Annotated in this window: 16 protein-coding genes; 11 read left to right on the top strand and 5 right to left on the bottom strand. The window is 42.9% G+C overall.

The window, feature by feature from the left end; genetic code table 11:
* Nucleotides 1-43: 43 nt before the first annotated feature.
* Nucleotides 44-1,264, bottom strand: coding sequence for an urease accessory protein UreH domain-containing protein (locus AABK37_RS24710; RefSeq protein ID WP_432554166.1), 1,221 nt, complete (start codon nucleotides 1,262-1,264; stop codon nucleotides 44-46).
* 453 nt (nucleotides 1,265-1,717) lie between these two features.
* Between AABK37_RS24710 and AABK37_RS24715 the strand changes: the two genes are divergently transcribed.
* The 3 genes from AABK37_RS24715 (at nucleotide 1,718) to AABK37_RS24725 (ending at nucleotide 3,832) form a co-directional block, all read left to right on the top strand.
* Complete coding sequence (locus AABK37_RS24715) at nucleotides 1,718-2,716, top strand: M28 family peptidase (RefSeq protein ID WP_432554167.1); 999 nt, start codon at nucleotides 1,718-1,720, stop codon at nucleotides 2,714-2,716.
* A gap of 411 nt (nucleotides 2,717-3,127) precedes the next feature.
* Nucleotides 3,128-3,601 carry a type II toxin-antitoxin system VapC family toxin gene (locus AABK37_RS24720; RefSeq protein ID WP_432554168.1) on the top strand — a complete coding sequence of 158 codons (474 nt, stop codon included), beginning with the start codon at nucleotides 3,128-3,130 and terminating at the stop codon, nucleotides 3,599-3,601.
* Between the two features lie 3 nt (nucleotides 3,602-3,604).
* Entirely contained in the window at nucleotides 3,605-3,832 is a 228-nt protein-coding gene (locus AABK37_RS24725; RefSeq protein WP_432554169.1) for a hypothetical protein, read from the top strand.
* Between the two features lie 12 nt (nucleotides 3,833-3,844).
* Here the strand turns inward: AABK37_RS24725 and AABK37_RS24730 are convergent, their stop codons facing one another.
* The 3 genes from AABK37_RS24730 to AABK37_RS24740 form a co-directional block, all read right to left on the bottom strand.
* Complete coding sequence (locus AABK37_RS24730) at nucleotides 3,845-4,486, bottom strand: nitroreductase family protein (RefSeq protein ID WP_432554170.1); 642 nt, start codon at nucleotides 4,484-4,486, stop codon at nucleotides 3,845-3,847.
* Between the two features lie 10 nt (nucleotides 4,487-4,496).
* Nucleotides 4,497-5,309, bottom strand: a complete 813-nt coding sequence (locus AABK37_RS24735) for a methyltransferase domain-containing protein (RefSeq protein ID WP_432554171.1) — start codon at nucleotides 5,307-5,309, stop codon at nucleotides 4,497-4,499.
* A gap of 205 nt (nucleotides 5,310-5,514) precedes the next feature.
* Nucleotides 5,515-6,102 carry a nucleotidyltransferase family protein gene (locus tag AABK37_RS24740; RefSeq protein ID WP_432554172.1) on the bottom strand — a complete coding sequence of 196 codons (588 nt, stop codon included), beginning with the start codon at nucleotides 6,100-6,102 and terminating at the stop codon, nucleotides 5,515-5,517.
* A 341-nt stretch (nucleotides 6,103-6,443) separates the two neighbouring features.
* Here AABK37_RS24740 and AABK37_RS24745 point away from each other — a divergent pair, with 341 nt between their 5' ends.
* The 8 genes from AABK37_RS24745 (at nucleotide 6,444) to AABK37_RS24780 (ending at nucleotide 11,496) form a co-directional block, all read left to right on the top strand.
* The gene (locus AABK37_RS24745; RefSeq protein ID WP_432554173.1) at nucleotides 6,444-6,767 is read left to right on the top strand and encodes an ArsR/SmtB family transcription factor; all 324 of its coding nucleotides are present in this window, start codon (nucleotides 6,444-6,446) and stop codon (nucleotides 6,765-6,767) included.
* Nucleotides 6,764-7,288, top strand: a complete 525-nt coding sequence (locus AABK37_RS24750) for an SRPBCC family protein (RefSeq protein WP_432554174.1) — start codon at nucleotides 6,764-6,766, stop codon at nucleotides 7,286-7,288. Before AABK37_RS24745 ends, AABK37_RS24750 begins: the two co-directional genes overlap by 4 nt.
* A 71-nt stretch (nucleotides 7,289-7,359) precedes the next feature.
* On the top strand, nucleotides 7,360-7,704 hold the full coding sequence (locus AABK37_RS24755; RefSeq protein ID WP_432554175.1) for a cupin domain-containing protein: 345 nt from the start codon (nucleotides 7,360-7,362) through the stop codon (nucleotides 7,702-7,704).
* 20 nt (nucleotides 7,705-7,724) lie between these two features.
* A complete protein-coding gene (locus AABK37_RS24760; RefSeq protein ID WP_432554176.1) occupies nucleotides 7,725-8,318 on the top strand; it encodes an ATP-dependent Clp protease proteolytic subunit in 594 nt (197 codons plus the stop codon).
* Nucleotides 8,319-8,335: 17 nt separating this feature from the next.
* Entirely contained in the window at nucleotides 8,336-9,076 is a 741-nt protein-coding gene (locus AABK37_RS24765; protein WP_432554177.1) for an alpha/beta fold hydrolase, read from the top strand.
* A gap of 279 nt (nucleotides 9,077-9,355) precedes the next feature.
* The gene (locus AABK37_RS24770; protein ID WP_432554178.1) at nucleotides 9,356-9,706 is read left to right on the top strand and encodes a hypothetical protein; all 351 of its coding nucleotides are present in this window, start codon (nucleotides 9,356-9,358) and stop codon (nucleotides 9,704-9,706) included.
* A 26-nt stretch (nucleotides 9,707-9,732) separates the two neighbouring features.
* Nucleotides 9,733-9,963, top strand: coding sequence for a hypothetical protein (locus AABK37_RS24775; protein WP_432554179.1), 231 nt, complete (start codon nucleotides 9,733-9,735; stop codon nucleotides 9,961-9,963).
* 417 nt (nucleotides 9,964-10,380) lie between these two features.
* Complete coding sequence (locus AABK37_RS24780) at nucleotides 10,381-11,496, top strand: XdhC family protein (protein ID WP_432554180.1); 1,116 nt, start codon at nucleotides 10,381-10,383, stop codon at nucleotides 11,494-11,496.
* Nucleotides 11,497-11,552: 56 nt separating this feature from the next.
* Here the strand turns inward: AABK37_RS24780 and AABK37_RS24785 are convergent.
* Nucleotides 11,553-12,023 (bottom strand): hypothetical protein (locus tag AABK37_RS24785; protein ID WP_432554181.1); only part of this gene is annotated, 471 nt, incomplete at its 5' end.

A 12,023-nucleotide genomic window follows, 5' to 3' on the forward strand; every position in this document is an offset into this window, starting at 1 on the left:
AACGGATATGATTTACCACGCCTTGGTAGGGGTGTCGTAGGCATCATGAGCGAATTTTCAATTTTGAATTGGAGTTTTTAATTTTTGATGGTGGGTTTCGCCAACGCAACAGCAATACACCGAAAGTGACAATTCCTACAAGCACTGTTGCTAATTTATTTGCCCAAGTTAATTGTAAAGAGCCGAGGTAATGGGAACCAATTAGTACAGTATGAATGCCACTAAAAAGCAAAGCTGGTAAGCTTAATAAATGAATTTGTCGCCAACGCTTGCCTAAGGACTTTTGCAAAGAGTCAAAACTTGTCAAAGCTGCGGGAGTCATCAATATTAGTGCTACAGCACCTATAGCTATACCCCACTGAAAATCAGGTGGCAAAAAGAAGAAAGCGGCAAAATTCCATTGCAGTGTGTGTTCCATCATGTGGATAGTGTGAGCCAAAGACAAAACAAAAGCCCCTACTCCCAAAGCACGACGGTAACGCATCGGGGAAGCCCAGAAGTTGCTAATCGGACGGGCAATTAATGCCATTATCAAGCATATCAAGGCAGCGTGTCCGGTGTAGTCTACCATTGTGTTGCCAGTCCGCAACAGAGTAATAGCACCAATGGCGAGAGTAACCCAACCCCCTAGGCGAAATAGCTGACTGCGTTTGTCTTGACTTACCAAAGATGCAGACACACCTACGCCTAACATCATGGGTAAAGTTCCCAAACCAAAAGCCAGCATAGTTGCTGCCCCCATCCACAAATTACTAGTTTCCGCAGCTTTAATTTGGGCAGCATACAAAAAACCACAAGGCATCAAACCCCATGTCATGCCTAAAAGTGCTGGTGTCCACCATCTTGATTTTAAAGAAAGTTTGACCATTTGTTTATTTAGGCGATCGCGTAATTTACCTTGCAACAAAGGATGTAACATCGGTATACGCGGCAATAAGTCGGGTTTTATTTGTCTTAAGCCAAACCATATCAGCATCAACCCGGTAATAATCGCCATCCATCGGCGTAAATCGCTACCTACTCCTGCAACTTTTCCACTAGCAAGCAACACCGAACCCAGCGCCCCAATGCCCGCACCAACTAAGGCATAACTCAACATCCGCCCCAAGTTCAGCAATGTATGAAATTTTAATTGCTCTCGCCAATTGAGAGCTTCTTGTTTATTAGATAACGAAAATGCCACGGATAGGGGACCGCACATCCCCACGCAATGACCAAAACTCCCCAGGAATCCTAAAACGACAATGAGCAACAAATCTAGCATTTTAATAGTGGTTAGTTGATAGTGGTTGGTTGATAGTGGTTGGTTGATAGTGGTTGGTTGATAGTGGTTGGTTGATAGTGGTTACTCCCTTCCCGCTCGAAAAATACCTATTTAACGAACCGCAAAGACGAGCCAGCGCTGTGCGGGGGTGGAGGAGTGAGGCGACTGGCGTACGAAGTACACTTTGGAAGAAGAGAAAGAAGATAGGTAATCTTGTAGCGGGAAGGGAGTAGTTGATAGTGGTTGGTTGATAGTGGTTGATGGGAGCGTTGATAGTAGGAGCGTTGTTAGTGAGGCAATTAAGAATTAACCTTTAACAATACTTAATCGCTTGTCAAAAGACGAGGCGTCAAACTTGCTTGGGAATGAGCGCAATTGTTGTAAGTAGGGTAATTCATGAATTACCGCTACGCTATCCTATGTCAAAAGACAAGGGGATAAAAAAGAGATTTTATGAAAAAATGGATTTGGCTGGCGCTGGTGCTGTTTGTGGCAGTTGTAGTGATGAGTATTGGTGTGTTTTTTCACCCCAAAGAAGAGACGCCAGTCATTGCAACCACGCGAGTGGAAACATCCCAAAGAAAGGTAGAGTCAAAGCAGGTGACGATCGCTCCCCAAGTATCTGCTGACAGGCTATTTGCTCACATTCAAAAGTTGAATTTTAAGCGCTTCACAAATATAGAGCGATCGCGTTCTCGCACTTACATTACATCGGAACTGAAAAAGTTAGGCTGGAAACCAACTTTAGAAAAATTCTCCTCTGGTGTTAATATCTTTGCTGAACGTCAAGGAACTGACAAAACAGCAGGAGCAATTCTCGTAGCAGCACATTACGATACCGTTGCTATCTCTCCTGGGGCTGATGATAACGCTAGTGGTGTGGCTGTAGTGCTGGAAGTTGCCCGACTTCTCGGTTCGCGTCCCACTCCCCGGACGTTGCAGCTAGCATTGTTTGACAAGGAAGAAGAGGGACTTTTGGGTAGTAAGGCTTTTGTCACAAACGTGACACATTTGGCAAATCTGCGCGGTGCAATTGTTATGGATATGGTAGGTTATGCTTGCTACACCGTTGGATGTCAGCAGTATCCACCGACTTTACCTGTTAGTCCACCCAGCGACAAGGGCGATTTTTTGGCAGCGATCGGCGATGCTGAACACTTGCCTTTGCTTAATGCTTTTCAAAACTCACCAAGAGAAAATTTGCCAGCAGTGCTAACACTGCCGATTCCTCTGAAAGGCTTGCTGACACCGGACACTTTACGCAGCGATCATGCGCCATTTTGGTATCAAGGAATCGGTGCGGTGTTGGTGACAGATACCGCAAATTTACGCACTCCGCATTACCACCAAGCTAGCGATACACCGAAAACAATCGAGCGATCGTTTTTCACAGGATCGGCGCAAATTGTGGTAAATGCTACTACTGTGTTGTTAGGCGATCGCACGTTTTGACAATTCGCTCTTCGGGTTGGAAGTATAGCGATCGCTTGCTGCTACCAAGAATCATACCCGTCTTAACACCCCTCCTTTTTCGCAATCCCCGTGACACCGCATTGACTCGAAAGAAGTGTCTACTCGTACCAAGTTCTTCTATTCCACCTTAGAGCCAAAACGTGTAATGGACGTTGCGATCGCAATTCTTCTTCACCAAATGCCAAAGGAGTTATCAGAAGAACTGTTCTCATATTTAAAATCTGCAACGCCCTAAACTTCGCTGTGTCCCTACCTTATATTTGCCCGTCTTTGATTCATTGAGGAGTAACCAGTGGTGAAGTCTCGTTCCATCATAAGAGCCAACATAGGCTTGGAAATGAGTAGGCGACAGGTCAAGATAAAATATCGAGGGAAGAAACCTGCTTCTGTATGAGTGAAACTGTCTACATCGAATCTAGCATTTTGGGATATCTCACAGCTAGATCAACTAAAAACTTGATCCTGGCTGCAAATATGGAAATCACAAGGGATTGGTGGGAATCTCGTCGAAACGCCTTCATTCTCTACACTTCCGAGGCTGTTCTAGACGAAGTGGCACAAGGAGACTCCGCGATCGCCGCTCAACGACTGGAGATTTTGCGTAATTTTCCTTTACTGGCATTGAACCAAGCTGTACAAAGATTAGCTGCACAATTTCTCGTCCGCAGCAGCCTTCCTCCGAAAGCGAAGGTAGACGCAATCCACATTGCCGCCGCAACTGTCCACGGCATGGATTATTTGCTAACCTGGAATTGTAAGCATATTGCCAATGCTCAAATCCAGGGGAAATTGGCAGAGATTAGTCTCGATTTCGGCTATGTGCTGCCTATCCTTTGTACACCCAACGAACTCATGGGAGATTAGGTCATGTGGACGGATGAGATTGTCGAAGAGATCCACCGAATCCGTGAAGAGTATGCGAAGTCCTTCAACTATGATTTGGACGCAATCTTTGCAGACCTACGCAAGAAGGAAGCAGAAAGCGGCAGAGAAGTTGTGAACTTGTCGCGAAAGCCCGGTCTAACAACACGTTGGAGCGGACGGGCAAGAGATATTGATGGTGAGGCAAAGGATACTAGCCGCCGCTCAACTTAGCCGTTAGCTTTTTCAAGTTATCGGTTGGGCAGTAACCAGTGGTGAAGTCTCGTTCCATCTCCCTGAGAAGACAAAATTTTCTAACGGCTTACGAGTGCGCGGGGCTAAGGTTCGTTGCAACAGTTTTTCAGATAGTATTTGCGGATCTCCTATATAACCTAGTGCGATCGCTGCTACTGGCTCATAACCTTCAGGAATACTGTACAGCGATCGCGATAAAGGTACATCAAATCCCGCCATTTGGTGAATAAATAGCCCCAATGCCGTTGCTTGCATTGCTAGTTGAGCTGCTGCTGCCCCAACATCATGAAAAGCGTGTCGATTTTCCACGCCGTTGCGCTCAAACTGTAGCTTCGCCACTGATAGCATTAATACTGGGGCAGTCTTTGCCCACTCTTGATTACCTTCTGCTAAACAGCTTAGTAAACGGTCAAATTCAGCCAGGTTGTCTTTAGTTGCAACGATAAAACTCCACGGCTGCTCGTTGTAAGAAGAAGCCGCCCATCGTGCTGCTTCTAAGACACTGCGTAATTTTTCTGGTTCAACCGATTTTTCTGAGAAAGCTAGAGGACTCCAGCGTGCTGATAACAAATCATCAATCGGATATTGAGTATCAGATGATTTGTTGACTCCAAGATTATCAAGTGTTGTCATTGTTTTGTCCTCACGTTTCTAGCTTGCGACCAACCATATACCACAAACCTACGGCATAGGGAATGTAACTGAGTTCTGTAAAACCTGCTTTCGCAAACTCATACTCAAAGTTGAAATGGATAAAGTCATCCAACCACGGTTCTTCAATATAAGCGCTCAGGGCGTATTCACCACGAAAGGTGTCAGCGTATAGTACCCAACCTCCGGGTTTGGCGATCCGGTACATCTCCTTAAGAATCTTAGGTGTCCACTCTTTAGGCGTCTCGTGAAAGAGTAGTGATGAGGTGACAAGATCGAAGGAGTTGTCAGGGTAGCCAGTGTGACGGGCGTCCACCTGCTCGAACTTTGCCCGCTCGCTAAATCCAGCCTTGTTAAACTTGTGTTGAGCGATCGCCAGCATGTAAGGCGAAACATCAGTAACGCGAAAAGTAGCTTGTGGAAACCGCCGTGCCAGAGCCAGCGCTCCTTCAGCCGTACCTGCACCAAGCTCTAGCACCGTATCAATTTGAGTGTCTTGAGGAATTAGTTCAGCCATTTTCTCGCGCAAAGAAAGGCAACTAACATTGTGGCTGAGGGGAATAATAACATCCATAGCAGCATCCCAGGCTAAACACGACTGAGGGTTAGTGTAAGCATCGGTTATGCCATGAATGGAAGCGTGGATGTAGTCAGGGTAATATTCATGGTCGGTACGGTAGCCTTTTACTTCCTCTGCCCAATTAATTGAGGCATATTCCTGCATTACTGAGGGCATCGCTGCGTTAAGACGTCGAATCACCTCGGTTCGATACGCTTGTTTTTCCTGTGCGGTCTTTCTCGGCATAAATGAACATCTCCTACTTACACTCGTTGCTTAGTTTTGTTGACTCCAGGAGTGGGAACAAGAAATAAACTGCATTCTCCAATATAGTTTAGTATCTTTTTTGTATGAGATGCATAAGATGCTTGGCAGACTGTTAGTCGTGAAGATGATGCCACACATGGATGCGTTGTTTCCCCAACTTTGGGTTTAGTAAGATGCGTAAGTCCTACATTATTTGTAATTGCTCGTAATCATCGGGCGTATCAATATCAATCTTCCCTTGCAAGAAAGGAATAGAAGTAACTTGGTTAATGTATTTCTTTATTATCTGCTTGGCACCTTCCCCTTGTTTAAGGTTCGTCAGTTTTGAAAAAAAAGTATGGTCAAATAAAGCTGGTACGCCTAATGTACCTGCATATTCGCAAGCAACGATCGCTTTATTCGTCAAACGATATGCTTCTACTAGTTGATTGATAACTTGCACGGAAACAAAAGGCTGATCGCAAAGTGCGATCGCTACCGCTTCTACATTTTGCCCCAAAGCATTTACACCAGCTTGAATTGAAGAACCCATCCCCGAAGCCCATTGAAGATTTTCTACAATTTGCACGGGTAGTTGACAAATTTCTGGTTTTATGATTTCTGCATTTGCCCCAAGTACGACGATGATCGGCTGGTTTTTGGAGGCGATCGCCACTTCTGTTATATGACGAAGCAAGCTGCGACCCTGATACGGTAACAATTGTTTTGGTTTGCCCATGCGAGTCGATGCACCCGCTGCAAGGATGATGATGCCAATAGTGGGGTTTGTCATCTTGAATGCCAAAAGATTACAGTACTTACGCAACTGGCACATTTATCTAAAAACTGTCACATTGACTTACTTTTGCTCTAACGCTTATAAATCAATGCTTACAAGCATTAATCTCAAATTTAAATATATGTGCCAGTTGACCTTATATTGTGACGCTTGCGTAAGTCCTAGATTAAATATAACTTCGTAGTCGGCGCTGAAGCGCTGAAGCGCTAACTACAACGAGATGCAAAATCACACTTGACATTTAAGCGAATGCTTAACTAATATATATTTAAGCGAATACTTAAATAAAGAGGAAAACATCTGGAAGCTTGGCACACGCGATCTTCTAAATCGGTATGAGTAGACATGCTGCCAGTGCGGATATATTTATGGCGATCGCCGATCCGACGCGACGAGCGTTATTAGATCAATTGCGTAGCGGTGAACAACCTGTCAAAGAGTTGGCTGAACCATTTGCCATGAGTTTACCAGCCATATCTCAGCACTTACAGATACTTTGTGAAGCTGGTTTAGTTCAAATGCGGAAAGCAGGACGACAGCGTTTGTATCGGCTCAACCCGGAACCACTAAAGCAGATATCTGACTGGATTGCCCATTACGAGCAATTTTGGCAGGAAAAACTCAATGTCCTTGGCACCTATCTGGAGGAGGAATCATGATTAAATTGAATATGGAAGTTTTCTACGCTTATCCCCCGCAACGAGTTTGGCAAGTTATTACTAACCGTCAAGCGCTGGCAGCGTGGTTGATGGAAAACGACTTTCAGCCGCGTATCGGACACAAATTTCGATTTCAGCATTCAACACTACCAGGAATAGACGGAAGCATTGATTGCGAAGTAATTGAACTCGATGAACCAAATCGACTTTCTTACACTTGGCAAGACAAATTGATGCATCAGCCATCAATTGTCACTTGGACGCTAACACCTGTTGATGGTGGAACTCGACTGCAACTGAAACATCAAATATTGCAGCATGAAACTATCAAATTAGAACAGCCACAGCATTCTGCTGAAACTTGGCAAAGTCAATTTACACACAAGTCAAATACAGTAACTCAGACATTATCTATCGGTAGATATGAACCATTAAATAGCGTAATTATCGATTCGTTTTTTAATAATGGTTGGAACTACAAACTAAAAGAAATCCTACCACAAATATTAAAACAATCGTAGTAAGCACTGAAGTGCTTAACACAGGCGTTAAAACGCCTACTAGAAACTTTCAAGAACTCAAAAAAATAAACATGACTCAACAGACTTTCATTAACACTAATACCCAACAGTGGGATGAAATCAAGGAATTTTCAGGAACACAAATTCTGCCATTAGCTGAACCAGTTCCGCAAGGTTCAATTCATCGGCTTCGTATGAGTGCAGGTACTATCATTCCAGTTCACCACCATCCTTGTGATGAGTACGTATATGTTATTCAAGGAACTATCGAAACGGGTGGACGCGAATGCAAAGCTGGAACTTTTTGGTTTACTCCTGCCAATGCCAAGAATGGTTCCCACAAAGCAATTACAGATGTAGAAATCATCACAATTCGTCTTGGTGAAATGGGAGTTGTTGAGAACTGTAAAAATTAATGATTTGGGAACTATTAAACATGAACCTTCCTTATCAACTTGGTTTAGCAACTGTGATTTCGACAAAAAATAGAGAAAACAGCTTTGATATTTATTCGCATTTGCTGGCAGAGCGAATTATCTTTATTAAAGGCGAACTTACCGAAGAAACAGCTAACCTAATCGTTGCCCAAATACTGTTTCTAGACCATGAAGATCCAGAAAAAGACATCACTTTATATATCAACAGTTCTGGAAGTTCAATAACGGCGGCAATGGCAGTTTATGATACTATGAGGCAAATTAGAACAGATGTATGTACTGTTTGTCTTGGTAATGCTTCTGCAATGGGAGCTTTCTTGCTTTCCTCAGGAACTAAGGGTAAAAGATTAGCTTTGCCAAATGCGAGAATTACGATTCGCCAATTATCAGGAAGCAGTGAAGGAAAAGCGACTGATATTGAAGTAGCAGCGAAAGAAGTTCTGTTTTTGAGAGAATCAATTAATCGGATATTTGCTGCGAATACTGGTCAATCGAAAGAGCAAATTGATACTGATTCGGAACGGGACTTTTTTATGAGTGCTGAGGAAGCAGTTAGCTACGGTTTAATTGACAGCATTATTAATAAAACATAGTAAGTAAAAAGCGTTATATGAGTATTTTCTGTTTAGTTCACGGTTTCGGTCAAGGTGCGTGGTGTTGGGATCTGCTAATTCCCGAACTGGAAGCGCGGGGACACAAAGCTGTAGCGATGGATTTGCCAATTGAAGATTTATCTGCAAGTTTGTCTGATTTTGCTGATGCAGTGCTGCGATCGCTTCCCAAAGACGAAGACGATATTATATTAGTTGGTCACTCAATGGCTGGTACTGTTATCCCGATTGTCGCTCAAGAGCGTCCTGTACGTAAACTTGTGTTTCTCGCTGCGCTGATTCCATACCCCGGAACTAGTACGGCTGACCAGTTTTATGAAGATATGCCTGATATGATGAAGGCATTAGGGTGCGATCGCCCAGAAGAAAGTAAGTTAGAAAAGTTCCGTGATGAACCTGATATGTACGAACCTGCTTCTCTGGGGAAAAATCCTGTACTAAGCGAAGCAGTAGCAATGGAATTTTTCTTTCACGACTGTGAAGCAGATATAGCACGTTGGGCAGTTTCCCAAATGCGGCAGCAGAAATCAATGGCATATATTTTTGAGGTCAGTCCCCTACAAGCTTTGCCGGATGTAGAGTGCGTGTATATTGTCTGCGCTGATGACCGGATAATTTCTCCTACATGGTCGCGTTATGCTGCACGCAAGCGCTTGGGAGTTGATGCGATAGAATTACCTGGGGGACATTGCCCTTATTTATCTCGTCCTGTCCACCTTGCTTCGGTATTGTGTGGATAGAAAAGGGGATTTTTGTAATTGAGTAATAAAAACACCGAGAAGTAAAACGTTGTTAGAGACGTTCCGGTGGAACGTCTCTACAATGTGTGTGATTTGCGCTTTTATAATATAAGTTGAATATAGGCGATCGCTAACTTTTATTTTGAATGTGAACACAAATACTTTCTCTTGCTGTTTATGCGTCGTCTGGTTACTTATATTATAATTTTTATACTTTCGCTCTCGTTTATTACACTGTGGATGCCGTTAGATGATACTGCTTGTAATGCAGAACCTTTTATGTCATCAAACACGCAAAAATTCCAAGTACATGCTATTAAAGTTGTTGTTGAACCGTGGCTTGGCGAACACCACGTATATGCTATATTTATGGTTCCAGATAAATACAAGGAACCGCCATTCTTTATTTTAACAGTTAAACATCTTGGCAGCTTCTGCGAAAAGCCTTTTGGCAATAGTCAATTCTATGATGATATTTTTGCGGAACCGGGAACGCATCTCATTAGAGATTACATCAGAACTCGACTGGCTCTGCGATTAATTCTTCAAGGAAAGTATTTCCAACTCAACGATCAATATAACTGGAGTTTGACTTATCCAAAAGATAATTCTGCTAAGGTTAATAATTGACTGTAGAAATGCTTTAGTATATTGGTTTGACAAGTACGAAAAAAAGTTGCAATCATGGTGCTTGTATTGTGTCGCGATCGCTTTCTGTGTCATTTAGTCAAGCACTTCTCGCCAGCGCTTCCGCACAATTACGGCATATGGCTTCGATTTGCGGCAATTTGTTACAATTGACTTGTTGCGGTTATTTTCGCGATACTGCTTTAAGACGCAACAAGCGCGTACTCAATTCCGGGTGTCCGGCAATTGAGAAGTATTAATGTTGAAAATATCAGCTTTCCGCGCTCGAAGTTGATTGCGGTTTAGCTTTTCGTAGTAAGCGCAGAGAGCGCTTTTAAGCACTAAAGTGCTTACTACGAATAAGACTTAATGTCGAAAATATCAGATGAATGCAAAACGTCAACGAGTATCAAACACTGTTTGTTCTGTATCAAAGACTGTTTATTCTGTGTCAAAGACTGTTTATTCTGTATCAAAGACTGTTTATTCTGTATCAAAGACTGTTTATTCTGTATCAAAAACTGTTTGTTCTGTATCAAACACTGTTTGTTCTGTATCAAACACTGCAACCGTCGTAAAGACGTTCCGCACCGAACGTCTCTACAATATATGTGACCGGACATAATATAACAGCCAGCAACCTCACAAACAAATTACATATTTGAGCCAAACTCAGTATGAACGAGTTACAAGCAATTCTCAACGCCTTCGACGAAAGCCAAAAAAACGGTGAAACCTCATACCTAGCAACTGTAGTCAACACCTTTGGCTCAACCTACCGACGTCCGGGTGCGAAAATGTTGATGACAAATACCGGAAAAATAATTGGTGCAATTAGCGGTGGTTGCTTAGAAAATGACATCTTTGAACATACTCGCCAAAACATGCACTTCTTGGAACCGATTGCAGTCACCTACGATAACACTGCCGATGAAGATATCGTCTGGGGATTTGGGCTGGGCTGCAACGGCGTTGTGCAAGTCCTCATCGAACGCTTGGACGTGGAAAGAAAAGTTAATGCGATCGCATTTATTGCTGAGTGCTTAAATAATCAACAGCGCGGCGTTATCGCTACCGTTTTCAGTGTAGAAAATGCGCTTGATGTCAAAGTCGGCTCGCGCCTAATTCTTAATTATGATAATAGTGTCATCACTGATATTGAACAAGCAAACTTAACAAAACTTCTTATTAAAGACGCTGAAGCTGCCCTTGACAATCAGCAAACAACAGTCAAAAAATATCAATTATCAGGTAGCGTAGAAGTGTTAATCGAAGTCATCCAACCACCAACACCACTAATTATATATGGTGCAGAACGCGATGCGATACCTGTAGTTAACTTTGCCAAAGCATTAGGGTGGGATGTTACAGTAGTTGATTGCCGATCGCATTCAGCAACACTCGATCGATTAGCGATCGCAGACAAAGTGATTCTCACCCGTCGGGAAATAGTCCACAAAGAAATAGCTATAGATGAAAACGCGATCGCTGTAGTGATGACACACAATTATCTTGATGATTTAGAAATTCTGAAAACGCTTTTACCATCACCCGCACGTTATATCGGGATTTTAGGACCCAAACAGCGCACAGAAAAACTACTTCAAGATTTAGAAGCAGAAAAAATAATTTATAGCAAACAACAACTACAAAGATTATACGCGCCAATTGGCATCGATACCGGAGCAGATACCCCCGAAGAAATAGCTTTATCAATCATCGCCGAAATTCAAACAGTTTTAGCAAAACGTAGTGGAGGCTTTTTAAGAAACCGCAATCAACCAATTCATTGAATTTTTTTCGTAGTAAGCACTTCAGTGCTTATATATCTTAAGCACTGAAGTGCTTACTACATCTTTTTCTCAATAATTTCGTAATGTACCAACCTCTTCACATCCTCACCAGACAATCCTAACTCTTGACTAATTGCCATTTCTACCTGACTTAACTCTGTAAACACAAACTCAAATTTTAACTCTTTTAAAGTTGAGTTTGCCGTCTTAACTGTAACCGTAGAAAACCCTTTAACCTTGTTAATTTTCGCTTGAATTGACAATGTAGTTTTCGGAGCTTTTTTTGCTAATTGAATATCAGCCCGCAAATATTTATCCGTACTCAAAGAACGATTCAACAATTTATCCGTAACAAATCCACTCCCTGCCCAAAAAGCAAGACCCAACAAAGGTAAAAGAAGCCAAAACTCCAATCCTAAAGCACGCAATATTTGAAACCATCTAGCTTGTAGCATACTGGGGAGTGGGGAGTGGGGAGTGGGGAGTGGGGAGTGGGGAGTGGGGGAGTGGGGGAGTGGGGAGTGGGG

The sequence above is a fragment of the Tolypothrix sp. VBCCA 56010 genome (genome assembly GCF_050875635.1).
Taxonomy (GTDB): Bacteria; Cyanobacteriota; Cyanobacteriia; order Cyanobacteriales; family Nostocaceae; genus Hassallia.

Coding starts and splice junctions, on each gene's coding strand:
- AABK37_RS24725 (WP_432554169.1), top strand. CDS start 3,605: ATGTGGACGGATGAGATTGTCGAAGAGATCCACCGAATCCGTGAAGAG.
- AABK37_RS24760 (WP_432554176.1), top strand. CDS start 7,725: ATGAACCTTCCTTATCAACTTGGTTTAGCAACTGTGATTTCGACAAAA.
- AABK37_RS24715 (WP_432554167.1), top strand. CDS start 1,718: ATGAAAAAATGGATTTGGCTGGCGCTGGTGCTGTTTGTGGCAGTTGTA.
- AABK37_RS24770 (WP_432554178.1), top strand. CDS start 9,356: ATGTCATCAAACACGCAAAAATTCCAAGTACATGCTATTAAAGTTGTT.
- AABK37_RS24720 (WP_432554168.1), top strand. CDS start 3,128: ATGAGTGAAACTGTCTACATCGAATCTAGCATTTTGGGATATCTCACA.
- AABK37_RS24750 (WP_432554174.1), top strand. CDS start 6,764: ATGATTAAATTGAATATGGAAGTTTTCTACGCTTATCCCCCGCAACGA.
- AABK37_RS24740 (WP_432554172.1), bottom strand. CDS start 6,102: ATGACAAACCCCACTATTGGCATCATCATCCTTGCAGCGGGTGCATCG.
- AABK37_RS24765 (WP_432554177.1), top strand. CDS start 8,336: ATGAGTATTTTCTGTTTAGTTCACGGTTTCGGTCAAGGTGCGTGGTGT.
- AABK37_RS24730 (WP_432554170.1), bottom strand. CDS start 4,486: ATGACAACACTTGATAATCTTGGAGTCAACAAATCATCTGATACTCAA.
- AABK37_RS24735 (WP_432554171.1), bottom strand. CDS start 5,309: ATGCCGAGAAAGACCGCACAGGAAAAACAAGCGTATCGAACCGAGGTG.
- AABK37_RS24755 (WP_432554175.1), top strand. CDS start 7,360: ATGACTCAACAGACTTTCATTAACACTAATACCCAACAGTGGGATGAA.
- AABK37_RS24745 (WP_432554173.1), top strand. CDS start 6,444: ATGAGTAGACATGCTGCCAGTGCGGATATATTTATGGCGATCGCCGAT.
- AABK37_RS24780 (WP_432554180.1), top strand. CDS start 10,381: ATGAACGAGTTACAAGCAATTCTCAACGCCTTCGACGAAAGCCAAAAA.
- AABK37_RS24710 (WP_432554166.1), bottom strand. CDS start 1,264: ATGCTAGATTTGTTGCTCATTGTCGTTTTAGGATTCCTGGGGAGTTTT.